The 23,666-nt window shown below is 70.5% G+C and carries 22 protein-coding genes; 15 read left to right on the top strand and 7 right to left on the bottom strand.

Features of this window, described 5'->3' with window-relative positions; all coding sequences use genetic code 11:
- Positions 1-24 precede the first annotated feature (24 nt).
- Positions 25-777, top strand: coding sequence for an alpha/beta fold hydrolase (locus tag BJ998_RS15070; protein WP_184862234.1), 753 nt, complete (start codon positions 25-27; stop codon positions 775-777).
- A gap of 80 nt (positions 778-857) precedes the next feature.
- Entirely contained in the window at positions 858-1,820 is a 963-nt protein-coding gene (locus tag BJ998_RS15065) for a DUF1996 domain-containing protein (RefSeq protein ID WP_221338019.1), read from the top strand.
- Here BJ998_RS15065 and BJ998_RS15060 read toward each other — a convergent pair whose 3' ends face one another.
- Positions 1,821-2,444 carry a COG4315 family predicted lipoprotein gene (locus BJ998_RS15060; protein WP_184862232.1) on the bottom strand — a complete coding sequence of 208 codons (624 nt, stop codon included), beginning with the start codon at positions 2,442-2,444 and terminating at the stop codon, positions 1,821-1,823. It abuts the gene before it with no gap.
- A 311-nt stretch (positions 2,445-2,755) separates the two neighbouring features.
- On the opposite strand from BJ998_RS15060, the gene BJ998_RS15055 reads away from it, so the two are divergent.
- Both BJ998_RS15055 and BJ998_RS15050 read left to right on the top strand, forming a co-directional pair.
- A complete protein-coding gene (locus tag BJ998_RS15055; protein ID WP_184862230.1) occupies positions 2,756-3,307 on the top strand; it encodes a sigma-70 family RNA polymerase sigma factor in 552 nt (183 codons plus the stop codon).
- Positions 3,304-3,921, top strand: a complete 618-nt coding sequence (locus BJ998_RS15050; RefSeq protein WP_184862228.1) for a zf-HC2 domain-containing protein — start codon at positions 3,304-3,306, stop codon at positions 3,919-3,921. Before BJ998_RS15055 ends, BJ998_RS15050 begins: the two co-directional genes overlap by 4 nt.
- 157 nt (positions 3,922-4,078) lie before the next feature.
- Here BJ998_RS15050 and BJ998_RS48630 read toward each other — a convergent pair whose 3' ends face one another.
- The 4 genes from BJ998_RS48630 to BJ998_RS47495 form a co-directional block, all read right to left on the bottom strand.
- A complete protein-coding gene (locus BJ998_RS48630; protein ID WP_184862226.1) occupies positions 4,079-5,299 on the bottom strand; it encodes a COG4315 family predicted lipoprotein in 1,221 nt (406 codons plus the stop codon).
- A 122-nt stretch (positions 5,300-5,421) separates the two neighbouring features.
- The gene (locus tag BJ998_RS15040; protein WP_184862224.1) at positions 5,422-6,342 is read right to left on the bottom strand and encodes an NADP-dependent oxidoreductase; all 921 of its coding nucleotides are present in this window, start codon (positions 6,340-6,342) and stop codon (positions 5,422-5,424) included.
- 54 nt (positions 6,343-6,396) lie between these two features.
- Positions 6,397-9,180: a helix-turn-helix transcriptional regulator gene (locus BJ998_RS15035; protein WP_312890127.1), complete on the bottom strand. Its 2,784-nt coding sequence runs from the start codon at positions 9,178-9,180 to the stop codon at positions 6,397-6,399.
- Positions 9,181-9,229: 49 nt separating this feature from the next.
- Complete coding sequence (locus BJ998_RS47495; RefSeq protein ID WP_184862220.1) at positions 9,230-9,373, bottom strand: hypothetical protein; 144 nt, start codon at positions 9,371-9,373, stop codon at positions 9,230-9,232.
- 262 nt (positions 9,374-9,635) lie between these two features.
- Here BJ998_RS47495 and BJ998_RS15025 point away from each other — a divergent pair, with 262 nt between their 5' ends.
- The 7 genes from BJ998_RS15025 to BJ998_RS14995 all read left to right on the top strand — a co-directional run bounded on the left by BJ998_RS15025 (position 9,636) and on the right by BJ998_RS14995 (position 17,136).
- Positions 9,636-10,211: a PadR family transcriptional regulator gene (locus BJ998_RS15025; RefSeq protein ID WP_184862218.1), complete on the top strand. Its 576-nt coding sequence runs from the start codon at positions 9,636-9,638 to the stop codon at positions 10,209-10,211.
- An 89-nt stretch (positions 10,212-10,300) separates the two neighbouring features.
- On the top strand, positions 10,301-11,239 hold the full coding sequence (locus tag BJ998_RS15020; RefSeq protein WP_184862216.1) for an ATP-binding cassette domain-containing protein: 939 nt from the start codon (positions 10,301-10,303) through the stop codon (positions 11,237-11,239).
- Between the two features lie 5 nt (positions 11,240-11,244).
- On the top strand, positions 11,245-12,009 hold the full coding sequence (locus BJ998_RS15015) for an ABC transporter permease (protein ID WP_376776000.1): 765 nt from the start codon (positions 11,245-11,247) through the stop codon (positions 12,007-12,009).
- Between the two features lie 62 nt (positions 12,010-12,071).
- The gene (locus BJ998_RS15010; protein ID WP_184862214.1) at positions 12,072-14,684 is read left to right on the top strand and encodes an SCO1167/SCO6262 family helicase; all 2,613 of its coding nucleotides are present in this window, start codon (positions 12,072-12,074) and stop codon (positions 14,682-14,684) included.
- Positions 14,681-15,427 carry an SWIM zinc finger family protein gene (locus BJ998_RS15005; RefSeq protein ID WP_184862212.1) on the top strand — a complete coding sequence of 249 codons (747 nt, stop codon included), beginning with the start codon at positions 14,681-14,683 and terminating at the stop codon, positions 15,425-15,427. Before BJ998_RS15010 ends, BJ998_RS15005 begins: the two co-directional genes overlap by 4 nt.
- Before the next feature lie 75 nt (positions 15,428-15,502).
- Positions 15,503-16,417: an ABC transporter ATP-binding protein gene (locus BJ998_RS15000; RefSeq protein ID WP_184862210.1), complete on the top strand. Its 915-nt coding sequence runs from the start codon at positions 15,503-15,505 to the stop codon at positions 16,415-16,417.
- The gene (locus tag BJ998_RS14995; RefSeq protein ID WP_184862208.1) at positions 16,417-17,136 is read left to right on the top strand and encodes an ABC transporter permease; all 720 of its coding nucleotides are present in this window, start codon (positions 16,417-16,419) and stop codon (positions 17,134-17,136) included. The genes BJ998_RS15000 and BJ998_RS14995 overlap by 1 nt, the downstream gene beginning before the upstream one ends.
- Before the next feature lie 40 nt (positions 17,137-17,176).
- Here the strand turns inward: BJ998_RS14995 and BJ998_RS14990 are convergent, their stop codons facing one another.
- Positions 17,177-18,115, bottom strand: coding sequence for a lysyl oxidase family protein (locus tag BJ998_RS14990; RefSeq protein WP_184862206.1), 939 nt, complete (start codon positions 18,113-18,115; stop codon positions 17,177-17,179).
- 83 nt (positions 18,116-18,198) lie between these two features.
- Between BJ998_RS14990 and BJ998_RS14985 the strand changes: the two genes are divergently transcribed.
- Entirely contained in the window at positions 18,199-18,453 is a 255-nt protein-coding gene (locus BJ998_RS14985; RefSeq protein WP_184862204.1) for a hypothetical protein, read from the top strand.
- 82 nt (positions 18,454-18,535) lie between these two features.
- Here BJ998_RS14985 and BJ998_RS14980 read toward each other — a convergent pair whose 3' ends face one another.
- On the bottom strand, positions 18,536-20,125 hold the full coding sequence (locus BJ998_RS14980) for a dolichyl-phosphate-mannose--protein mannosyltransferase (protein WP_312890124.1): 1,590 nt from the start codon (positions 20,123-20,125) through the stop codon (positions 18,536-18,538).
- 25 nt (positions 20,126-20,150) lie between these two features.
- Here BJ998_RS14980 and rsmI point away from each other — a divergent pair, with 25 nt between their 5' ends.
- The 3 genes from rsmI to BJ998_RS14965 are packed head-to-tail and all read left to right on the top strand — an operon-like array spanning position 20,151 to position 23,651.
- Positions 20,151-21,005: a 16S rRNA (cytidine(1402)-2'-O)-methyltransferase gene (gene rsmI / locus BJ998_RS14975; protein WP_312890123.1), complete on the top strand. Its 855-nt coding sequence runs from the start codon at positions 20,151-20,153 to the stop codon at positions 21,003-21,005.
- A 31-nt stretch (positions 21,006-21,036) separates the two neighbouring features.
- Positions 21,037-22,830: a methionine--tRNA ligase gene (gene metG / locus BJ998_RS14970; RefSeq protein ID WP_184862200.1), complete on the top strand. Its 1,794-nt coding sequence runs from the start codon at positions 21,037-21,039 to the stop codon at positions 22,828-22,830.
- Positions 22,827-23,651, top strand: a complete 825-nt coding sequence (locus BJ998_RS14965) for a TatD family hydrolase (RefSeq protein ID WP_184862197.1) — start codon at positions 22,827-22,829, stop codon at positions 23,649-23,651. Before metG ends, BJ998_RS14965 begins: the two co-directional genes overlap by 4 nt.
- Positions 23,652-23,666: the final 15 nt, after the last annotated feature.

The following is a 23,666-nucleotide window of genomic DNA, read 5'->3' as shown; positions in this document are numbered from 1 at the left end:
ATTGTCTCACAGGGGAGGCTCGGCGTGACGCACTACGTGGACCACGGCGGCACCGGACCGGTGGTCGTCCTGCTGCACAGCTTCCTGATGGACGGCGGTATGTTCGCGCCGCAGGTCGCCGCGTTCGGCGACGAATTCCGACTGATCGCGATCGACGAACGCGGTCACGGCAAGACGCCGGTGGACGGCCCCTTCACCTACTGGGACGTGGCGCATGACGTGGTGGACGTGCTCGACGAGCTGGGCATCGACCGGTTCGCGGTGGTCGGCACCAGCCAGGGCGGCTTCGTCGGCCTGCGGCTCGCGCTACTCGCCCCCGAGCGGGTGACCGCGCTCGCCGTGCTGGGCAGCTCCGCGGCGCCCGAGGATCCACAGGTCGCCGAGGCGTACCGCGGGCTCGGCGCGCTGTGGACCACGCAGGGGCCGACCGATCAGCTGCTGGACATGGTTGCCACCATCTGCGTCGGCACGATGGATGCCTCCGCGTGGCGGGTCAAGCTGCGCGCGTTGCCGTACGACCTCGTGACCCTGTTGTTGGAAGCGCTGGTCAGCCGGGATGGTGTGGTCGACCGGTTGGGTGAGATCTCCTGCCCGACGCTGGTGCTGCACGGCACCGCGGACGCCGCCTATCCCGTCGAGCGGGCCGAGGAGATCGTTGCGGCTGTGCCCAAGGCCGAGCCGCTCGTGCTGGTCGAGGGCGGCGCGCACTTCCTCAGCCTCACCGACGCCGACGCGGTCAACCCGTCCCTACGCGAGTTTCTGACGGCCTACGCCTGATTCGGCCGAACGGACCTGTACGTCTGCCCGTTCATGGACCTGATTTGTCCGCCGGCGTGACCGTTTGTGATGCTGCGACGGTGATACGAGCGCGCAAGCGGCTCTGGCAGGTGGCGCTGCCTGTGCTGTGCCTGGCGCTGGTCGCCGGTGGTGTCGTGGCCTACCGCTGGCTCAGCACGCCGGCCGGTGCGACCTACATCGACATCGCCGACGCGAACCCGGCGCCGACGCCGGCCGCGTTCACCTCGACCGGTTCCCGCGGCAGCTGGCACGTCGACTGCGGGCGCAACCAGGGGCGGATGTACAACTCCGACAACCTGGTCGCGCAGCCCGGCGTCGTCGGCGGCGCGCATCACGTGCACGACTACGTCGGCAACAAATCGACCAACGCGCTGTCCACCGAGGAGAGCCTGGCCGCCGCCGAGACCACGTGCCAGTTCGGCGACAAGTCCACGTACTACTGGCCCGTGGCGCTGTTGCCGTCGGCGAAGACGCAGATGGACGGCATGGACGGGATGTCCATGAACCACAGCACCATCGTTGTGCCGTCCTCCGTGCGTATCGAATACCGCGGCAGTGCCGTCAGCAGTGTCATCGCGATGCCGCGATTCCTGCGCGCCACCACCGGCAATCCGCACGGCGCCAGCGAGGGCGGCGTCAACACCGAGCACGTGCAGTGGACGTGTTCCGGGGCCCGGGACAAGGTCACCAAGGACTACCCGGAGTGCGGGGCCGGGCAGCAGACCATTCGCGTGTTCGACTTCCCCAGCTGCTGGAACGGCACCACCACCGACAGCCCTGACCACCGCAGCCACCTCGTGTTCCCGGAAGCAGGCGGCGGCTGCCGGATCGGCACCTTCCCGGTGCCGGAACTGCACATCGAGGTGTCGTACACGCTGCCGCCCGGCACCCACTACGCGATCGACGCCTTCCCGGAGGAGCACTACAGCTCCATCACCGATCACGCGATGTACGTCGACGTGATGCCCGACTCGCTGATGCAGACCGTCGTCGACTGCGTCAACTCCGGACGGCACTGCTGATCACTTGCCCGGCAGCGGCGGGGTCTTGCCGCCCGTCGGGCTGACCGCGAACCAGGTGCCCTTCACGCCCTGGCCGTTGATCTCACCCGGCGCCTTGTCGCCGGAGAAGTAGTACACGGGCTGGCCGTTCACCGTCACCTGGCAGGTGCCGTCGGCGCGCTCCACGTAGCCGATGAGCTGCGGGTCGACGCCGGTCGGGAAGATCTTGCCCGGGGAGGCGATGCGCAGCGCCGGCCAGGTCTTCGCGCAGTCGCCGTTACACGTCGACTTCGGTGGGTTGTTGCTGTCGTTGGTGAACATGTACAGCGTCATGCCGTTGCCGTCGGTGAGGAACGTGCCGATCTGCTCGGACGTCGTCGCGCGCAACTCGACGTCGTGGCTGCCGGGCGCGGTGTTGGCCGTCTGCGCCACCGGCTGGTCCGAGGGGCCGCTGTAGATCTGGACGAGCTTCTGCGTCTTGGCCACGGTCGGTGGTGGGACCGCGGCCGGGCTCGGCAGCGTCACCACCTTCTCCGCCGGCTTGACGTCGGCCGCCTGCGGCGTGCCCGGTACGCCGCAGGCCGTCATCGTGATCATGGCCGTGACCAGGAGGGACGCGGAAAGGATCAGCTTGGGCAGCCGCATGGCACTCAACTCCGTGAGTCGTCTTGTCGGGTTGCCGCAAACACGGTCCGGCCGGTGCGACGGTTCAGTGCGAAATTGTTTTGAACCGGGGTGCCGATCCGCTCGTGTGTCACCTAGGCCGGGCCCGTGCGGTGTTGCAGGGCGTCGCACGGACCCGGCCGCCCTCCACTGTGGACGTGTGACCGAACGGGCAAGGGTCGGCGGCTGGAGCCGCCCCACGGTCGGCCGACCGCGCGGCGTGGCCGTGTTCCTCGATGAGTCCGATCGGGTTTTCCGGTCGGTGCACGGGGGTGACACGGAAGGTGGTGCTGATGGCAGGGCTGAGCAGGCGCGCCCGCCAGGACGTCGCCGACGAGGCGCTGCTGCGCTCGCTGTACCGCGAGCACGGCAGCGCCATGTTGGCGTACGCGTATCGGCTGACCGGGGACCGCGCCGCGGCGGAGGACGTCGTGCAGGAGACGCTGGTGCGGGCCTGGCAGCACCCGGACAGCCTGGTCAACGGCAGGGGATCGGTCCGTGGCTGGCTGTTGACGGTGGTGCGCAATCTCGTGACGGACAAGGCTCGCGCCCGCGCCTCGCGGCCGCGGGAAGTCGCCGAGCCGCCCGTCGATGTCGCCGTTGCCCACGACCACGCCGAGGGGATCGTCAACTCGATGGTCGTCGGGGCCGCGCTGCGCCGGCTTTCCGCCGAGCACCGTGACGTGCTGGAGCAGATCTACCTGCTCGGCGGCACCGCCTCCGAGGCCGCGCAGGCGCTGGGCATTCCGCTCGGGACCGTGAAGTCCCGGTGCTACCACGCACTTCGCGCGCTGCGCGGATCACTCCCTGGGGTCGAAGCGGGATTGGAACGGTCGGTGTCATGAAAAACCCTGATGTGGAGCGCTACCTCGCCGGCACGCTGGACGAGGAACGGTCGCGGCTGTTGGAGCGGCACCTCCGGACATGCGTGCAGTGCAGTGACGACGTCGCCGAGTTCCACGAATTCCAGCGCATCGTCGACACCGTTCTGAACGGTCCCCCGCCCGACGGCGACCTTGTGCTGCAACGGGCCCTTCGACAGATCCGCGCCGAGTCCGCCGCCAAACGCCGGCGTCGCGGCGCCTTCCTGGCTTCCGCCGCCGCTGTTGTCGTCGGCGTCGCGTTGACCGGCGGCGTGGCCGTAGGACGATCCGGTGATTCCGTCGGCCCCGTTCGCGCCAGCGCCACCGACACCGGCACCGGCGCGGGGCTTTCGGTCTCGTTCGCCGAGACCTCCGGATGGTCGCACATTTCCGCCGCCGTGAGCGGGGTTCCGGTGGGAGAGCGGTGCGAACTCGTGCTCGTCGGCAAGGACGGACGTCGGACCGTCGCCGCCGGTTGGAAGGTGACCGCCGCGCAGTCCACCATCGACGCCAGCGCGTTGATGGATCCCGCCGACATCGCCAGCGTGCGGTTGGAGAGCACCGCCGGGAAGCAGTTCGTGTCGGTGAAGCTGTAGTTCCGGCAGTTTTCGGGGCCGCCACCCAGCCGGGTGGCGGCCCCGTTTGTTGTTGGTGCGTGGACGATGACGAGCGGCAAGTCGTGTGTGGTGGGCGCTGTCCATATGACAAAAAAGGGGACCGGCCGAAGCCGGTCCCCTTCGGGAGTTGGCGGGTTCAGTCCGCGAAGCGGATCGAGGCGACCATCTTGTCGAAGCCGATCGCGCTGAGGTCGTTCTGGTTACCGGTGACGACCATCGACTTGCCGGTGCAGTCCTTGCCGGTCCACAGCTTGTAGACGCCGTCGGCCTGGATGGAGGAGACGTTGGTCGGGTCGCCGACGTTCTGGCACTTGTGACCGGAGATGGCCTGCGAGCCGTTGGGCTCCGAGAGGTTCTTGCCGGAGTCGAGGATGGCGCTGGTAGCGGTCAGGTTGCTGTTGTCGGGCGTGGTGGTGGTCGGCGCAGTGGTGCCACCACCGTTGCCACCGCCGTCGGCGAAGCGCACGGACCGGATGGCGTTGTCGAAGCCGAGGGAGGCGAGGTCCTTCACGTCACCGTTGATGACGACGGACTTGCCGGTGCAGTTGGGGCCGGTCCACAGTTTGATGGCGCCGTCGGTGGTGATGGAGGACGTCACGTTCGGGCGGAACACGGGCTGGCAGCCGGGGCCGGCCAGGCCCTGGGAGGCGCCGTTGTCGGAGAAGTTGGCGTCATCGAACAGGATCGCGCTCTTGCCGGTCAGCGCGGCGTTCGGGTTGCCGGTGGGCGCGGGGGTGCTGGTCGCGGGCGGGGTGGATCCGGGCGGGGTGTGGCCACCGAAGTTGCGCGAACCGTCGGGCTCGACAGCCCACCAGGTGTTGCCCACGGCCTCACCGTTGGTGTCGAACGGCTTCACGTCCTTGCTGAACGTGTAGACCGGCTTGCCCTTCAGCGTCAGCTGCAGGTTGCCGTCGTCGGGCCGCCGGATGGTGCCGAGGTCCTTCGGATTGATGCCGGCGATGAACACCTTGCTCTTGTTCGCGATCTCCACCGGCGGCCAGGTGACCTTGCACTGGTCCGTGCAGTTGGACTTGTTCTTCTCGTCCTTGTCGAAGACGTACAGCACCTTGTTGGCGGCGTTCAGAACGACGGGGTCGAGGTTGCCGGCCTTGCCGGCCCGCAGCTGCACCCACGACTGCACAACGGAGGCGGGCGCGCCCTGCGGTGCCCAGTCGCCGGTGCCGGGCGTGGCGTTGTTGGACTTCGCGGTGCCCTGCAACAGGTTCAGCGGCGTGGCGTCGGCGACGTTGCTGGTGGCCGGCGACGCCTGCGGCGCTTCCGGGGTCCCGCAGGCGGCCAGCATCGCGGCGGCGCCAGCAACGAGGGCGGCAAAGGACACAACATGCTTGCGAGACATGGGATTCTCCAGTGTGTGGCGACAGGGTTCCGGGTCGTCCGGAAGCCGTTCGCGATCTACACGGGAGCCCGCGGCGAACGGTTCAAAGAATTTTCGACAGAACCGTTCGCCGCTGGTCAGCACTAGGGAATCAACACGATCTTGCCCCGGGTGTGCCGGTGCTCGAGGTCCCGGTAGGCGTCGCGAACCTGAGCCAGTGGGTACTTTCGGGCAACGACGAGTTCCAGTTCGCCCGCGGCGATCCGCGAGGCGAGCTCGGCCAGCACGTCGGCGCTCGCGGCCTGGGCGTTGCCCTCGGCCTTGACGCCGTACTTCTCGACGGCGGCGAAGTTGATGATCGTGTTGATCCGTTCCTTGTCGACGCCCAGTTCCAGCGCCAGTTCCACGTAGTCGGCGCCGAAGGTGTCGATGAAGGCGTCCACGGTCCCACCGGCGGCTTCGCGCACGCGGTCGGCCAGGCCATCGCCGTATTCGACCGGCGTCACGCCGTGTGCCGTCAACCAGTCGCCATTGGACGGTCCGGCGATGCCGATGACCTTCGCGCCCGCGGCGACGGCGAGCTGCACGACCAGGGATCCGACGCCGCCGGCCGCGCCGGACACCACCACGGTGTCCCCCTTGGACAATGCGACCGCGCGAACCGCCGCATAGGCGGTGGTTCCGGCGACGAACAGCGAGCCCGCCTGCTCCCACGTCACCCCGGCCGGCTTCGGCGTGAGCTGCGTCACCGGTACCACGACGTACTCGGCCTGGCTGGCGCGGTTGTCCGTCCACCCGATGACCTCGTCGCCGACCGACACATCGGACACGCCGTCACCCAGCTCGGCGACGACGCCGGCAAGGTCGCTGCCCTGGCCGGACGGGAACGTCGACGGCCATACCTCGTGGAACGCGCCGGTGCGGATGGCCGCCTCGCCGGGGTTGATGCCGGCCGCCTTGACCTGCACGAGGACCTCGCCGGGGCCGGGAACCGGCCGGTCCACCTCGACCACTTCCAGCACGTCGATGCCGCCGAACTGGTTGTACCTGACCGCCTTGGGCATGGCAGTGCCTCCTCATCGGGTGTATGTGAGCCTTCAACCACCTCGATGGGGGATTTATGCCAGCAGCCCCCGGTCGTAGGCCAGGGAGACGGCCTCGGTGCGGCTGCCGGCCCCCAGCTTGGCCATCACCCGCGACAGGTGCACGCTGGCGGTCTTCTCACTGATGTAGAGACGCTCGCCGATCTGCCGGTTGGTCAGTCCGCTGGCGACCAGCTCCAGCACGGCCCGCTCCCGCGGGGTGAACAGGTCATCGCTGTCCGGTTCCACGTCGCCGACGGCGATGCGTGCCCGCTTCGCCCACGCCTCGATGGCGTCACGCAGCGGCAGTGCTCCCATGTGGACGGCATCGGCATGCGCGGTCCGAAGCTCCGCAATGGCCTCATCGCGTCGGCCGTCGTTGTGCAGCGCCTCAGCCAGCCGCCAACGCGCCGAGATCTGCCAGTACTTGAACGCGGCGGACTTGGCCACCGCGGTCCGCCACATCTCGATGTCGTTCTCGCCGTGCAGGCGGGTCAGCTCCGCGTACATCCGGGCCTCCATGCAGATGGTCTCCGGATTACGCATCTCCTCCCGCCACTGTCCTTCCAGCGCATACCGGCCGTGCGACAACACCCGATCATGCAGGCGCTCGCCCTCGGTGACAGCGTCACGAGCCGCCTTCTCGTCCCGTCGACGCCAGGCATGCTCCGCGGTGTCGGCAAGTGCGCAGAGGGCGGTCGCGCCGACCCGCCACGCCAACGCCACCCACGGCAGGGGGAGATCGGTGAGCCAGTCGATGACTCGGATGCTCTCGTCGGCGGTCTGCCGCAGATTGCCCCGCCACAGCGCCACCTCGGCCAGCGCGAGCCGCACGCGTACGACGGTCCGGGCGTCGGGAGCGTTGGCCAGGATCCGTGCGGCAGCCTCGTCGACCTCGGCGAACCGGCCGGCGGCGGCCAGTGGGAACAGGTTGGCCGCCTCGATCCGCAGCGCGGCCCAATGTGGCGCGGCGGAGTGGTCGGTGATGGCGTCAGCCGCGGTCCGCGCGCCCAGGGAAAACAGCACCCCGTTCGAAGTGACGCGGGCTTCCACCGCGAGCTCCGACCAGGTCAGGCCGACCTCGGCCGCACGCTCGACGATCTCGTCGGCCACCGCGACCGCCTCCCGGTACAACCCGCGCTGGGCCAGGTTGACCGTCAGGTTGTTCAGTGCGCGCAGCTCGACGTTGTACGCGCCGATCGTGGCAGCCCGATCGGCCGCGGCGCGGCCCAGCTCATGGGCCTCCTCGACGCGGTCTCGCCACTCCGCGTAGATGGCCATCGTGGCCAGCGCGTCGATGGCGACGTCTTCGGCCCCGACCTCGATGGCGGCCGCGCGGGCCTGCTGGGCCAGCCGCTCCAGTCCCTCCACGTCGAGCACTGCGCCGCCATACCACGCCCACTCTCGGGCCCGTAGCGCGAGGATCTTTGCCCGGGTGACACTCGGCGGCCGGTCCTTCACCAGGTCCCAGGCCTCGCTGACCGCTGCGGCGATCTCCGCCGACGCGGTCTCCAACGGTATCAGTGTCACCACCAGTTGATGCCGAGCCTCGGCCCCGGATTCGGGGTCGTCGGCCAGGGCGATCGACGACCGGGCGTAGGCGATGGCCCGCTCGGTTTCTCCGGCGGCCGAGGCCATTCGAGAAGCCAGGCGCTGCAACGAATACTCGGTAACGCCCGGATCCCGCACCGCGCCGAACAGCTGCAGCGCTTGCTCGACGTGGTGCAGGGCCTCGGCCGGAGCGCGTAGCTCCACGGCTTCCTCGGCCGCCTGCACCGACGCCTTGAACGCCGTCGGCAGATCATGGCTCTGCAGCGCGTGATACGCCAGTGACGCCGGCGAGGTGACCACCCGTGCGTAGTGGGCGTGCAGGCGAACCCGTTCTCCCGGGAGCAGATCCTCGTACACGGCCTCGCGCAGCAAGGCGTGCCGGAACGCATAGCCGTGGTCGGCGGCGACCAACACGTTGTGCTGCACGGCCTCACGGAGCGCCTCGTCGAGATCGTCGAGTTGGGTGACGGCCTGCAGCGCCGAGTGCTCGACCTCGCCACCAGCCCCGGAGGCGGCGCGGACGACCTGCTGGGCGTTGCGCCCCAACCGCTCCACCCGGGCCAGCAGCAGGTCCGACAGCCCGGCGGGAACGCTGGAGCCGTAGGCGGCGATCAGCTCCTCGCAGAAGAAGGCGTTGCCCTGCGAACGGTCGACGATGCCCCGCAGCGTCTCGTCCGGCAGTGCGGAGTCCGACAGGGCCGACACGAACGCCATCGCATCGGCCCGGTCGAACGGTCGCAGCTCGATACGGTCCACAGTGGACAACCGGGCCAGCTCGGTCAGCAACGGCCGCAGCGGATGCCGGCGGTGCAGGTCGTCCAGCCGATACGTGGCGACCACGAGCAACCGCTGCCTGTTCAGCCGGGAAACGAGGAACAGCAACAGGTCCCGGGTCGCCGCGTCGGCCCAGTGCAGGTCCTCCAGCGCGAGCAGCACACACGAGTCGGCGGACAGGTCCGCCAACTCGGTGTGCACGGCCTCGAACAGCCGCAGCTGCTCCATCGCGTCGTCCAGCCGGGAGGCGCCGGACTCGGGCAACCGGCCCAGCGCCTCCACGAACGGCAGATACGGCAGGCCGGCGCGTTCGACGTCCAGGCACCGCCCGGTCAGAACCTTGACCCCGTCGTCTCGGGCCCGCGAGGTCAGTTCCGTGAGCAACCGCGACTTGCCGACGCCGGCGTCACCGGCCAGCAGCACCGCCCCGGCTCGCCCGTCCGCCGCGGCGGCCAGCGCCGACTCCAGCGCCGCCAGCTCGGTCCGGCGAGCCACCAGCGGAATCCCGGATCCGATGCGCGGCACATCGCATGGTTGCACACCCTCACCGGCTCTGCGGCTGGTTCGCCCGCTTCCACCAGCGGCGACGCTGCCCCCGCCGGGCCATCCGCGCCTGCTCCGCCGCCTGCCGCTGCGCCTTCTGCTGGTCGACCACGTACTGGTACTGCGAGTCGTTGATCTGCCACATGACGAACCTCCCCTTTCGGCCACCATGAGGTTCGGACTGAGGCGACCCCTCAGGCATCGGGCAGTCACGTCATCCCTGACGCGTCGTCGAGGGGTAGGAACTGAGGGGCCTACGCAAGTGGGGCCCACTCCGGCGCGAGCTGCGGCTGGTCCACGACGGCGGCAAGACCTGTAACAACGGGCGTGACCGCTGGCCGACGGGCGGATGGTCGTGGGGACCCGGCACTCAGTGGTGATCTACGGGCCGCCTTAGGCTGCACCCCATGTCGGCGACGCGGTTGTTGGTGCTGGGGGTGGTGCGGGGCTACGGGCGCGCGCACGGCTACCTGATCGGCAACGACCTGATGTCGTGGGGCGCGGACGTGTGGGCCAACGTCAAGTGGGGCTCGATCTACCACGCGTTGAAGCAGGGCGTGAAGGCCGGTTTCCTCAACGAGGACTGGACGGTGCCGGGCCGCACCGACTACGAGCTCACCGAGAAGGGTGAGTTCGAGTTCCAGCGGCTGCTCGCGGACGCCCTGCGCAAGCCGGAGCCGCGGCCGGACATGCTGGCCGCGGGCGTGGCCATGCTGCCGGCGCTCACCCGCGACCAGGCGCTGTCGCTGCTGGAGCTGCGGCTGGCCGTCCAGGAGTCCATCCGCAAGGAGGCCGACCACCAGTTGACCGGCTGGCGGGAGCCGCCCCACGTGCGGGAGCTGTACCGGCTGCGGGTGGCCAACGCGGCCGGCGATGCGGCCTGGACCAGGGAACTGATCGACCGGTTGCGGGCCGGCGAGTACGCCATGGCAGACGACCCCGGCAGCGTCGGCAAGGCCGGCAGCTGGCCGCATCCGGCCTGATCGGTATTCAAGTTTGCATACCCGGCGCCCCAGGGTGCACACTGGCAGCCGCGGGTATTCAAGTTTTAGTACTCGACCAGGGGGAATGAATGTCAGTTCTCGTTGACGGGCTGCGCAAGCGGTTCGGTGGCAAGACCGCGCTCGACGGCTTCGACCTGCTGGTTCGTCCCGGCACGGTGTGCGGGTTGCTCGGGCCGAACGGCGCCGGCAAGACCACGTCGGTGCGCATCCTGAGCACGCTGCTGCGCGCCGACGGCGGCCGCGCCGAGGTCGCCGGCTTCGACGTCGCCGCGCAACCCATGGAGGTGCGGCGACGCATCGGACTGGTCGGCCAGCATGCCGCGGTCGACGAGGTGCTGAGCGGTCGTCAGAACCTGGAGCTGTTCGGCCGGCTCTACCACCTCAGCGCCGCTTCGGCCCGGGCCCGGGCCGAGGAGCTGCTGGACCGGTTCGGGTTGGCCGACACCGGGAACAAGGCCGTCCGGCAGTACTCCGGCGGCATGCGACGGCGGCTCGACCTGGCCGCCGGCATGATCCTCGCGCCGCAGGTGCTGTTCCTGGACGAGCCCACCACCGGGCTGGATCCCCGTGGCCGCAACGAGGTCTGGGACGCCGTGCGGTCGCTGGTCGCCGACGGCACAACGGTGCTGCTCACCACCCAGTACCTCGACGAGGCCGACCAGCTGGCGGACCAGATCGCCGTCATCGACGCCGGGCGGGTGATCGCCGGCGGCAGCCCCACCGAGCTCAAGTCCCTGATCGGCGGCGACCGCGTCGAGTTTGTCGTGCACAACGCCGCCGACCTGCCCGCCGCCACGGAGGTGCTGCGCAAGGTCGCCGACGCCGAGCCCGAGCGGGACGTCGACCTGCGCCGGCTCAGTGCGCCGGTGCGGGACCGCGTCGCGGCGCTGACCGAGACCGTCCGCGCTCTGGACGCCGCCGGCGTGCCGGTGGAGGACATAGCCCTGCGCCGACCCACCCTCGACGAGGTGTTCCTGACCCTGACCGATGGAAAGGTGTCCGCGTGAGCAGCATCCGGTGGGCCGTCGCCGACGGTTGGACGATGACCCGGCGCGACCTCGCGCACTGGGTCCGCCAGCCGGCGCCGGTCGTGGTGAGCCTGCTGTTCCCCATCCTGCTCGTGCTGATGTTCGGCTACTTGCTGGGCGGGGCCATCGCCGTCCCGGGCGGCGGGGACTACCGGGAGTTCCTGCTGCCGGGCATGTTCGTGATGACTATGGGCTTCGGCGTGGAGAGCACGCTGCTCGCGGTCACCACCGACGCCTCGCGCGGCGTCACCGACCGGTTCCGGTCGATCCCGATGGCGCCGTCGGCGGTGGTGGTCGGCCGGTGCGGCGCGGACATGCTGAACTCGGCGCTCGTGCTGGTCGTGATGGCGGCCTGTGGGCTGGCCGTCGGCTGGCGGCCGCACGGCGGTCCCGGCGCCACCCTCGCGGCGTTCGGCCTGTTACTCCTGCTCCGGTTCGCCTTCCTCTGGGTGGGCATCTACCTGGGCCTGGTCATCGCCAACCCAAGCGCGGTGACGCTGGTGCAGGTCGTGGTGTGGCCGGTCAGCTTCCTGTCCAACATCTTCGTCGCGCCGGACACCATGCCCGGCTGGCTGGGCGCGATCGCCACCTGGAACCCCCTGTCCGCGACGGCGGCCGCCACCCGCGACCTGTTCGGCAACCCCGGCCTGGCCGGCGGGTGGGTCGGCGTCGCGGTGGCGTGGCCGCTGCTCCTGGTGGCGGTGTTCTTCCCACTGTCGGTACGAACGTTTCGGAGGTTGAGCCGATAGTGGACGAACTGACGCGCTGTCCCGTCGTGTTCGAGCCCGCGGATCCGCCGCGATTGGGCAGAATGGCCTTCTGGGGTGCCGAGCTCCCCACGGGGATGGGGGAGCTCGGCGCTCTGGACATCGTCGAGGCCCAGGACCAGGAGGTCCGGGTCCGCACCGTGCCGGCGCTGCGGCTGCCGGTCGCGGACGCGGTGCCGCTGCTCAGCCGGGCCCGCCGTGACCGCCGGGCCCACCCGGCCACCGCGTTCTGGGGTGCGGCCACCGTGGTCGCGCTGCAACTGGTCGCCCGCGGCCGGCTCAAGCCCACGGTCTCGCCCGGCGACTACGACGCGTGGCGCGTCGGCCCGCTCGACCCAGCCGACCAGGACCGGATCGCCGAGCTGGTGGCCGCGATGCCGGCCGAGGCCCGTGCCGTGCCGGTGCCCGACCGGCTGCCGCTGGAGCTGCCGGACGCCCACCAGCTGGTCGAGGGCTTCCTGGACGCGGTTGCCGACGGCATGCCCCGCGGCGGCAGCGAGGCCGCGTTCCTGGCCGCCGCGCCGCAGCGGGTGCCGCAGCTGCGGGCCTGGGCCGACGGCGTCAGCGTGTCGCTGCGCATCGAGTTCGACGGCCGGTTCCGGGCCATCGTTCAGCTGCACAGCGTGTCCGACCCCGGCGTGGTCAGTGACGCCGCCGAGGTGTGGGCCGGCGCCGGCCGGGCCCGGGCCCAGTCGCAGGCGCTGGTCGCGCTGCGCCGGGCGGCCCGGGTGTGGCCGGCGCTGAACTCCCTGCTGCACAAGGAGATCCCGGACGAGATCATCCTGCTCGACGACGAGGTGCGGCAGCTCCTGGCCGGCGCGGCCGACCGGCTGGCGGCCAAGGGCGTGCCCGTGCACTGGCCCAAGGAACTCGCCCGGCAGCTGGTCGCCCGCGTCGCCATCGGCGGCGGCTCGGCGCCCCGGGACATGCCCGGCTTCCTCGGCGGCAACGAGGCCCTGCGCTTCGACTGGCAGGTCGCCCTGGGCGACGACCCGCTGACCAAGGACGAACTGGAGCAGCTGGCGCAGGCCCACCGGCCGATCGTGCGGCTACGCGAGCAGTGGCAGCTCGTCGACGCCGACCTGGCACGGCGCGTCCAGCAGCGGGAACTGACGCCGCTGAACCCGTTGGCGGCGCTCGGGCTCGCGCTCACCGGCACCGCCGAGATCGACGGCGAGCAGATCGAGGTCGTCGCCGACGGCTGGCTGGCTGCCCTGCGGGACCGGATCGCCGACGCCGAGGGCGGCGCCGAACTGCTGGCGCAGCCGCCCGCGCTGGCCGGCTTGCTGCGCGACTACCAGCTGCGCGGCCTGCGCTGGCTGGCCCGGATGACCTCGCTCGGCCTCGGCTGCTGCCTCGCCGACGACATGGGCCTCGGCAAGACGATCACCGTGATCGCCCTGCACCTGCACCGCGCCGCCGGTCCCACGCTCGTGGTGTGCCCGGCCTCGCTGCTCGGCAACTGGGAGCGGGAGATCCGCCGCTTCGCGCCCGGCGTCCCCGTCCGCCGGTTCCACGGCTCGGCCCGCGACCTCGCCGATGTCGACGGCTTCGTCCTCACCACGTACGGCACCATGCGTCTGGACGCCGAGGAACTCGGTGCCGTGCCGTGGGATCTGGTCGTCGCCGACGAGGCCCAGCACGTGAAGAACGCGCGCTCGGCAACGGCGAAAGCCTTGCGCACCATCAAGTCCGGCGTGCGGGTCGCGCTCACCGGCACGCCCGTCGAGAACACCCTGTTTGAGCTGTGGGCGATCCTGGACTGGGCCACGCCCGGCCTGCTCGGCTCGCAGGCCGCGTTCCGGCGGCGGTGGGCCAAGCCCATCGAGGCCGACAAGGACGAGGAGACCGCGCGGCGGCTGGCCCGGCTGCTGCGGCCGTTCCTGTTGCGGCGCGGCAAGTCCGACCCCGGCATCGCGCCCGAGCTGCCGGCCAAGACCGAGACCGACCAGCTCGTGCCGCTCACCCGGGAACAGGCCGGCCTCTACGAGGCCGTCGTCCGGGAGACCCTGACCGAGATCGCCGAGACCGACGGCATGGCCCGCCGCGGCCTGATCATCAAGCTGCTCACCTCGCTCAAGCAGATCTGCAACCACCCCGCCCAGTACCTGAAGCAGACCGACGCCCGGCTCACCGGCCGCTCCGGCAAGCTCGCCCTGTTCGACGAGCTCGTGGGCACCATCGTCGCCGAGGACCATGCCGTGCTCGTGTTCACCCAGTACGTGGCCATGGCCGAGCTGCTCTCCCGGCACCTGGCCGAGCGCGGCCTGCCCAGCCAGTTCCTGCACGGCGGCACCCCCGTCGCCCGGCGCGAGGCCATGGTCGCCCGGTTCCAGGACGGCGAGGTGCCGATCTTCCTCATCTCGCTCAAGGCCGGCGGCACCGGCCTCAACCTCACCCGGGCCGACCACGTCGTGCACTACGACCGCTGGTGGAACCCCGCCGTCGAGGACCAGGCCACCGACCGTGCCTACCGGATCGGGCAGACCCGGCCCGTGCAGGTGCACCGCCTGATGACCGAGGGCACCATCGAGGACCGCATCGCCGCCATGCTCGCCGGCAAGCGGGCCCTCGCCGACGCCGTGCTCACCGGCGGCGAGGCCGCGCTCACCGAGCTGACCGACGCCGAGCTGGCCGACCTGGTGGAGCTGCGATGACCGAGGCCCGCGGGTTTCGCGCCTTTCCCGTCCGCAGTCGACGGCGCCACCACACCTGGTGGGGCACCGAGTGGATCCAGGCCATGGAGGACACGGCCGTCGACTCCGGACTGACCAAGCGCGGACGGCGCATTGCCGCCGACGGACGGATCGGGCCGATCACCGTGAGCCCGGGCCGGGTCGCGGCGGTGCTGGACGGGGCCTGTCAGACGGCCGTCACCGTCGAAGCCTTGTCCGGCAACGCATGGGCGGCGCTGGTCGCCGAGGCGTCCGTCCAGTCGGGACACCTCGCCGCCCTGCTCGACGGCTACCTGCCGCACGCCCTCAGCGGCCTGGTGCCCGGCATCGGCGACCTCGACGCCCAGTGCAGCTGCGACGACTGGGGCAATCCGTGCCAGCACGCCGCGGCCCTCTGCTACCAGACGGCCTGGCTGCTCGACGGCGATCCGTCGCTGCTACTCCTGCTGCGCGGCCGGTCGATGGAGGAGCTCACCGCGGCCATCGCCGAGCACCGCGCGAACCCGCCCGTCTGCCTGACTGATCCCGACGACCCGACGCCAACCACCCTCGCCGCTGAGGCCTTTGCTCGGCCCGTGCCGCCGCTGCCAGAACCGCCGCCGCCCGCCACCGAGGAGCTCCGCCTCCTGAGCATCGAACCGCCGCCAGGCATCGACGCCGGTGCCTTGTACGGCGCGGCGGCCACGGCCGTCACCCGAGCCCGCCTCCTCCTGGCGGCCGGCTAGCCCGTGACAGTTGTCATGTCGGGGTCCTGACAGGTGTGCCGGGGCCCGGACCCCGGGTGACGACAGGCTGTGGGCATGGACAGCACAGACACCGTCACCCGGGGTGCCGCGGTGAGCCTTCGTGGACTGGTCAAGCACTTCGACGGCGTGCACGCGGTCGACGGGGTCGACGTGACGATCGCACCGGGCGAGGTGGTGGCGCTGCTGGGCCCGAACGGGGCCGGCAAGTCGACGACCATCGACATGCTGCTGGGCCTGGCCGAGCCGACCGGGGGCACGGTGTCGGTGTTCGGGCGGGGGCCGCGGGAGGCCGTCGCGTCGGGGCTGGTCGGCGCGATGCTGCAGTCGGGCGGCCTGCTCGACGACGCGACGGTGGCGGAGACGGTGTCGCTGTTCCGTGCGATGTATCCGAAGCCGTTGCCGCTCAAGGAAACCCTGACCAGGGCCGGGCTGGCGGAGCTGGCCGGACGCAAGGTCGGCGCGCTGTCCGGCGGGGAGAAGCAGCGGGTCCGGTTCGCGGTGGCGCTGGTCAGCGATCCGGACCTGCTGGTCCTCGACGAGCCGACGGTGGCCATGGACGTGGAGGCCCGCCGCGAGTTCTGGACGGCGATGCGCTCCTACACGGACACCGGCCGCACGGTGGTGTTCGCGACCCACTACCTCGCCGAGGCCGAGGACTACGCGGACCGGGTGGTGCTGCTGCGATCCGGCCGGGTCGTCGCGGACGGCTCGGTGAGCCAGGTCCGCTCCCTCGCCGCCGGCCGGGTGATCACGGCCAGGATTCCGCAGGCCGACGAAGGCGTGCTGGCCATGCTGCCGGGCGTCACCTCCGTGCTGGTTCGCGGCGAGTCCACCGAGTTGGCCTGCGCGGACTCCGACGTGGCCCTGCGTGAACTGCTCGCGAACCATCCCCAGGCCCACGACATCGAGGTTCGCGGCGCCGGCCTCGAAGCCGCATTCGTCACGCTGACCAGGCAGGAGGCCGCCTGATGGGCGCGCTGTTGACGTTCGAGGTGCGCCGGCTGGTCCGCTCACCCCGGTTCTTCATCTTCACCGTCGCGTTTCCGCTGGCGATGTTCCTGGCGTTCAGCTCCGCGTACGGCCGCAACGACCCGGACGCCGTCACCTTCCTGATGGTGAGCATGGCGGCCTTCGGCGCGGTGGCCGCGTCGGTCAGCACCGGCTCCCGCACGGCGATCGAACGGCAGGTCGGCTGGAACCGCCAGCTTCGGTTGACGCCGCTGACCGGCGTGAACTACCTGGCCTCGAAGGTCGCCGCGGCGATGCTGGTCGCGCTGCCGAGCATGCTGCTCGTGTACGCCGCCGGCGTGCTGGTCGAGCACGTGAACCTCGGCGCCGGTACGTGGGCGCAGCTCATCGTCCTCTGCTGGCTGGGCGTGCTGCCGACGGCGGTGCTCGGCCTCCTGATCGGCCTGCTCGCCACCGGCGACTCGGCCCAGGCGATGAGCACGGTGCTGATGCTCGCGCTGAGCATGCTCGGCGGCCTGTGGCTGCCGCTGAGCAACCTGCCGGCGGTGATGACCATCGTCGCGAAGGCCCTGCCGAGCTACTGGCTGGCGGAATTCGGACATGACGCGTTGGCAGGCAACGCTGTGAGCGTCCAGGGCGTGATCACCATGGCGGTCTGGATCGTGGTGGCGGGCGCGCTCGTCGCGCTCCGCTACCGGCGGGACTCCGCTCGCGTCTGACCGGTGGTTCGCGCGCCAGAGGGGAGCGCGCGAACCACCGTCAGGCCGAACAGGTGTCGCTGCCGGGGCAGCTGCGCAGCAGTCGCACCACCGGGGGCGCCGTGATCCGTGACGGCGCCCCCGACCCCGGCCACTGGATGGACACCGCGATCGACGACGAGTTGTTGTCGTAGTTCTTCTCGGTCAGCGTCCGGTCCGGGTTCACCGTGTTGACCACGTCGTACACGCCGGAGGGCACCGAGGTGATGTCCAGCCACTGGAAGTCAACGTCGAACCGGTAGTCGTCGCCGCTGCCCACGGAGATGCCCTCGGTGACGTCGGTGGCCTGGGGCTGCTGGTGCCCGCACATGTTGTAGATGAGGAACTGGTGCAGCTTCGCCTCGGGCTGGTCGTCATCGTGCACGCGGTGCTGCAGCGACGCCTTGTCCGGCACGTCGTAGCGGTCGCCGAGGCAGAAGCCGTTCTTGCGGTCGGACACCACGGCGCTGCCCTTCAACGTCCGGAGCTGGAAACGCTCGAAGTTCAGCAGGTGCCAGTGCACGTGCGCCGGCGCCGGCTCGTAGTAGGCGCTGGTGCCCGACGGCTTCTGGGCCGTCCGGTACGTGTCGGGGATCGGGCCGTGCTCGCCGTTCTGGAACGCCTGCCGCACCGACATCGTCGGGAACAGCGTGCTGTCGCGGTGGGCGTAGAACAGCAGCGGGCCGTCGCCGATGTTCTCCTCCGACGAGGTGAACCGCAGCCGGACCGCCTTGATGTCACCGGACGTCACGCACGGCGCGTTGGGGACGTTGGCGTCCGTGACCATGCAGACGTCCCAGTCCTTGCAGTCCATCGGGCTGCCGCGGTGGCCGCCGGCGCAGCCGACCGGCGCCTGGCGCAGGTCCGGCAGCAGCATCGGGGCCGCCGCCTGTGCCGGGGGCGTCGTCGCCAGCAGGGTCAGAATCCCCGCCACCGCAAGGAACCGCGCAGTCGCCGTCATGGGCCTCAACCTAGCCAGCCGGTCGCCGACTCGATCGGGTGATCTCCGCTGTGACGGTGCGTGGATGCCCTTAACCTCGGCGCGTGTCGACTGCTGCCACCGAACCCGTCACCGCCCCGCTTCCGTCCCTTCAGGACGCTCGCGTCGTGCCGGCGCCCGCGCTGCGTGAGGCCGCGCTCGTGCTGGACGCCATCGCCGCCGTCGTGGGCAAAGCCGATGCGGACACGGCCGCCCGGATCCGCAAGGTCGTCGCCGACCTGGAGGCCGGGGACCGGATCGACCGCCCCTGCTGCGACAACCCCTGGAAGTCCACCCTCACGACCGCCCTCGCCAACTGACCTGACCTCTGTGAAAGGACCATTCCTAACGTTGGATGAGAGGAATGGTCCTTTCCGAACATGAGGGGGTTGACAAGTCCGGTCAGCGCCAGCTGGGGAGCCAGAGCTCGGCCTGCCACTGGGCGGCGCTGATGGGGTCGCCGTTCAGGATCGGCCACAGCCAGACGAAGTTGGCCACCACCAGGCCCGTGTAGATCGCCACGACCAGGAGACCGGTGCCGCGGCGCTCCGAGCCGGCCTTCGCCCGGCCGAGGATGTCGCCGCAGGCCAACACCAGGCCCAGCACCAGGAACGGCGCCATCGGGGTGACGTAGAAGAAGAACATCTGCCGGTCGATGTTGACGAACCAGGGCAGCAGGCCGGCCATGTAGCCGACCATGACGGCGGCGTGGCGCCAGTCGAACTTGACCAGGGCCCGCCACAGCGACCAGCCGATCATCGGGAACGCCAGCCACCACATGGCCGGGGTGCCGACGAGCATCTGGGCGCTGACGCATTCCGACGCGCCGCAGCCGGCGGCGAGCGGGCTGGGGCTCTGCTCGATGTAGTACAGCATCGGCCGCAGCCCCATCGGCCACGTCCACGGCTTCGACTCCCACGGATGGGTGCCGACCCCCGGCGCCCCGGTGATCAGGTTCTCGTGGAAGTGCAGCACGTTCCCCTCGTAGTAGAAGAACGACTGGAAGGCGTCGGGCAGCCAGCTCGACACGGCCACCTGGTTGCCGGCGGCGTGCCGGTCGACACCGGTCTCACTGCCGAACCACGCCCACCACGAGGCGAAGTACACCGCCACCGAGATCACGACGATCGCCCACAGCGCCGGCAGCACGTCCCGGACGATCGCGCCGGCCCACGGCCGCTCCACACCGGCGGCCCGCCGCGCGGTCGCGTCCCAGATCACCGACAGCAGGCCGAAGGCGACGATGTAGTAGATGCCGTTCCACTTGACCCCGCACGCCAATCCCAGCGAGAGGCCGCACGCGAAGCGCCACCATCGGAACCCGAGCCGCGGCCCGAACTCGGACTCGCCGACCCAGCCCTCGGTGACCGCGACCGCCAGACGGTTGCGCACGACATCCCGGTCCACCAGCAGGCAGCCGAAGGCGATCACGACGAACAGCGCGCCGAAGATGTCGAGCATGCCCAGCCGCGACTGGACGTGGCTGACGCCGTCGCAGATCAGCAGCACACCGGCCAGCGCGCCCAGCATCGTCGAGCGGGTCAGGCGGCGTCCGATCCGGACGATCAGGAAGATGCACAGCGTGCCGGCGATGGCCGAGGAGAACCGCCAGCCCCAGCCGTCGTAGCCGAACAGCCACTCGCCGACGGCGATCAGGTACTTGCCGACGGGCGGGTGCACCACCAGCTCGTAGCCGGGGTTGTCCTCGTAGCCGCCGTTGCGCAGCATCTGCCAGGCCTGCGGCACGTAGTGCTTCTCGTCGAACACGGGCGTGCCGCGGTCGGTGGGCCAGCCCAGGTCCCAGAACCGGACCAGGCCGCCGAGCAGCGTGACGCTGAGCGTGACGAGCCACCCGCGGACGGTGTCCGTGGGTCGCCAGACGGCCAGCCGGTCCAGCGGCCCGGCGGTGGACGGCTGCGTCGCCGGCGGCAGTTCGCCGACATCCACCACGCCGTCGGGCTCGGGCTCGGTCCGCTCCACGATCGTCGTCACGGGGGTCGATCGTAGGGTGAGTGGCGTGAATACCGTATCGGGCACCGGCCGCCTGCTGCTGGCGGCGACGCCCCTGGGCAACCTCGGCGACGCGACCCGGCGTCTGGTGGATGCCCTGGCCACGGCCGATCTGGTGGCCGCGGAGGACACGCGCAAGCTGCGCTCGCTCGCCTCCGGGCTCGGGGTCACGCCCGCCGGCAAGGTCGTCAGCTTCTACGACGCGGTCGAGGCGGCCCGGCTGCCCGGACTGGTCAAGGCGGTCGCTTCCGGACAAACGGTGCTGCTGGTGACCGACGCCGGCATGCCGAGCGTGTCCGACCCGGGCTACCGGCTGGTCGCCGCCTGCGTCGCCGAGGACCTGCCGATCACGTGCCTGCCCGGCCCGTCGGCGGTGGTCACGGCGCTGGCGCTGTCCGGGGTGCCGGTCGACCGGTTCTGCTTCGACGGCTTTCCGCCGCGCAAGCCGGGGGAGCGCCGCAAGTGGCTGTCCACGCTGGCGTCCGAGACCCGGGCCTGCGTCTTCTTCGAATCACCGCATCGGGTGGCGGCGACGCTGGCCGACGCCGTCGAGGTGCTGGGGGCCGACCGCCGCGGCGCGGTCTGCCGCCAGTTGACGAAGTCCGACGAGCAGGTCGAGCGCGGCACCCTCGCGGAGCTGGCCGAGTGGGCGGCCGGCGGCGTCGGCGGCGAGGTCACCGTGGTGTTCGCCGGCGCCGACCCGGTCGCCGTCGACGTCACGGATGTGGCCGACCTGGTGCCGGCGGTGCAGCAGCGGGTGGCCGCTGGACAACGGCTCAAGGACGTGGTTGCCGAGGTCGCGGCGGCCGCAGGCGTCAGCAAGAAGGCGCTGTACGACAGTGTGGTAGCGGCCAAGAAGTAAGCGATGGGTGCGCCCCCGTACCCTTACGCCCATGAGTGCCTCCGTGCTGACGGCGGTGGCCTGGCCCTACGCCAACGGCCCCCGTCACATCGGCCATGTCTCCGGTATCGGTGTCCCCTCCGACCTGTTCGCCCGCTACATGCGAATGTCGGGTCACGACGTGCTCATGGTCTCCGGCAGCGACGAGCACGGCACGCCGATCCTGGTGCAGGCCGACAAGGAGGGCCTGACACCGCAGCAGACCGCGGACAAGTACCACCGCGTCGTCGCGGAGGACATGCGCGCCCTCGGCGTCACGTACGACCTCTACACGCGCACCACCACGCGCAACCACTACGAGGTCGTGCAGCAGATCTTCCTGGCGCTCAACGACAACGGCTACATCGTCCCGAAGACCACGACCGGCGCGGTCAGCCCGTCCACCGGCCGCACCCTGCCCGACCGCTACATCGAGGGCACCTGCCCGATCTGCGGCTACGACGGGGCGCGCGGCGACCAGTGCGACAACTGCGGCAACCAGCTCGACGCCGCCGACCTGATCAATCCCAAGTCGCGGATCAACGGCGAGACGCCGAAGTTCGTCGAGACCGAGCACCTGTTCCTGGACCTGCCCGCGTTCACCCGGACGCTGGGCGAGTGGCTGGCGTCCAAGACCGACTGGCGGCCCAACGTCGTCAACTTCACCAAGAACCTGGTCGACGACATGCGGCCGCGGGCGATCACCCGCGACCTGGACTGGGGCGTGCCGATCCCGCTGGACGGCTGGCGCGACCAGGGCCTCAAGCGGTTCTACGTGTGGTTCGACGCGGTGATCGGCTACTTCTCGGCCAGCGTGGAGTGGGCCAGGCGCAGCGGCGACCCGGACGCGTGGAAGCGCTTCTGGACCGACCCCGAGACGCCGATCGTGCACTTCATGGGCAAGGACAACATCACCTTCCACGCCCAGATCTGGCCCGCGCTGCTGCTCGGCCACAACGGGGCCGGCGACAAGGGCGGCAAGCCCGGCCGCTACGGCACGCTCAACCTGCCGACGGAGATCGCCTCCAGCGAGTTCCTCACCATGAGCGGCTCCAAGTTCTCCACCTCCCGGGGCCGCGTCATCTACGTGCGGGACTTCCTGGCCGAGTTCGGCCCGGACGCGCTGCGCTACTTCATCTCGGCGGCCGGCCCCGAGACCCAGGACGTGGACTTCACCTGGGAGGAGTTCGTCCGGCGGATCAACTTCGAGCTGGCCAACGAGTGGGGCAACCTGGTCAACCGGTCGGTCTCGATGGCGCACAAGAACGTCGGCGCGGTGCCGGCGCCGACCGCGCCCACCCAGGCCGACGAGGACCTGAAGGCGCTGTCCAGGGCCGCGTTCGACACCGTGGGCACGCACCTGCGCCACTCCCGCTTCCGCGCCGGCATCGGCGAGGCGATGCGGGTGGTGTCGGCGGCCAACAAGTACCTGTCCGACCAGGAGCCGTGGAAGCTCAAGGACGACCCGGCCCGCCGCGACACGGTGCTGCACACCGCGTTGCAGGTGGTCAAGGACGCCAACACGCTGCTCACGCCGTTCCTGCCGCACTCCGCCCAGAAGATCCACGAGCTGCTCGGCGGCACCGGCCTGTGGGCGTCGCAGCCGGAGATGCGTGAGGTCACGGACCTGGACGACCCGTCGCGCGAGTACCCGGTGCTGACCGGTGACTACAAGGCCGAGCAGGCCAAGTGGGAGTCCACGCCGATCGAGGTCGGCGTGCCGCTGAGCAAGCCGACGCCGCTGTTCGCCAAGCTCGACCCGGAGCTGGCGGAGACCGGTCCGGAGTGGGCTCCGATCGAGAAGTGACTCCACGCAAGGGTGCGCGGCCGCCGATACCGGAGCGTCTTCCGGTGTCGGCGGTCGACGCCCACACGCATCTGGAAGCCTGTGGCGCCAAGGATTCCGCCGATGTCCGGTCCATGATGGACCGCGCCGAGTCGGCCGGCATCGGGCACGCGATCACCGTCGCGGACGACATGGCGGCCGCGCGCTGGGCCGTGGAAGCGTCCACCTGGGATGATCGCGTGTTCGCCGCCGTCGCGCTGCATCCCACGCGTACCAAGGACTTCGGCGACGCCGAGCGGGAGGAGCTGGCCGAGTTGGCCGCGCACCCGCGGGTGGTCGCGGTCGGCGAGACCGGTCTGGACTACTACTGGGACTACGCCCCGCACGACGCCCAGCAGGACGCTTTCCGTTGGCACATCGGGCTTTCCAAGCGGCTCGGCAAGCCGCTGATGATCCACGACCGGGACGCGCACGAGGACGTGCTGCGCATCCTGGACGAAGAGGGCGCCCCGGACACCGTGGTGTTCCACAGTTTCTCCGGCGACGTGGACATGGCGCGACGCTGCGTGGACGCCGGTTACGTGCTGTCGTTCTCGGGCACGGTCACGTTTCGCAACGCAGGCGCGTTGCGGGAGGCGGCAATGGTTGTGCCGCTGCAACAGTTGCTTGTGGAGACCGACGCGCCTTTCCTGACGCCGCACCCGTTCCGCGGCCGTCCCAACGAGCCGTACTGCGCCGCGTACACGCTCCGTGAACTCGCTGATCTACGCGGAGTGCACGTCGGTGAGCTGGCAACAATTGTCACCGCAACGGTGAACCGAGTCTTCGGCCTGGGCGTATGACCCTCCGTGCCGCAA

Source organism: Kutzneria kofuensis (assembly GCF_014203355.1).
In the GTDB taxonomy this organism is placed as follows: domain Bacteria; phylum Actinomycetota; class Actinomycetes; order Mycobacteriales; family Pseudonocardiaceae; genus Kutzneria; species Kutzneria kofuensis.
The sequence above is the reverse complement of the archived record's forward strand: the minus strand, read 5'-3'. Positions and strand labels throughout refer to the sequence as shown.

Bases quoted from the DNA above. Each gene is read 5' to 3' on its own strand.
- BJ998_RS15060 (WP_184862232.1), bottom strand. From the start codon at position 2,444: ATGCGGCTGCCCAAGCTGATCCTTTCCGCGTCCCTCCTGGTCACGGCC.
- BJ998_RS15055 (WP_184862230.1), top strand. From the start codon at position 2,756: ATGGCAGGGCTGAGCAGGCGCGCCCGCCAGGACGTCGCCGACGAGGCG.
- BJ998_RS15050 (WP_184862228.1), top strand. From the start codon at position 3,304: ATGAAAAACCCTGATGTGGAGCGCTACCTCGCCGGCACGCTGGACGAG.
- BJ998_RS48630 (WP_184862226.1), bottom strand. From the start codon at position 5,299: ATGTCTCGCAAGCATGTTGTGTCCTTTGCCGCCCTCGTTGCTGGCGCC.
- BJ998_RS15040 (WP_184862224.1), bottom strand. From the start codon at position 6,342: ATGCCCAAGGCGGTCAGGTACAACCAGTTCGGCGGCATCGACGTGCTG.
- BJ998_RS47495 (WP_184862220.1), bottom strand. From the start codon at position 9,373: ATGTGGCAGATCAACGACTCGCAGTACCAGTACGTGGTCGACCAGCAG.
- BJ998_RS15025 (WP_184862218.1), top strand. From the start codon at position 9,636: ATGTCGGCGACGCGGTTGTTGGTGCTGGGGGTGGTGCGGGGCTACGGG.
- BJ998_RS15020 (WP_184862216.1), top strand. From the start codon at position 10,301: ATGTCAGTTCTCGTTGACGGGCTGCGCAAGCGGTTCGGTGGCAAGACC.
- BJ998_RS15010 (WP_184862214.1), top strand. From the start codon at position 12,072: ATGGCCTTCTGGGGTGCCGAGCTCCCCACGGGGATGGGGGAGCTCGGC.
- BJ998_RS15005 (WP_184862212.1), top strand. From the start codon at position 14,681: ATGACCGAGGCCCGCGGGTTTCGCGCCTTTCCCGTCCGCAGTCGACGG.
- BJ998_RS15000 (WP_184862210.1), top strand. From the start codon at position 15,503: ATGGACAGCACAGACACCGTCACCCGGGGTGCCGCGGTGAGCCTTCGT.
- BJ998_RS14995 (WP_184862208.1), top strand. From the start codon at position 16,417: ATGGGCGCGCTGTTGACGTTCGAGGTGCGCCGGCTGGTCCGCTCACCC.
- BJ998_RS14990 (WP_184862206.1), bottom strand. From the start codon at position 18,115: ATGACGGCGACTGCGCGGTTCCTTGCGGTGGCGGGGATTCTGACCCTG.
- metG (WP_184862200.1), top strand. From the start codon at position 21,037: ATGAGTGCCTCCGTGCTGACGGCGGTGGCCTGGCCCTACGCCAACGGC.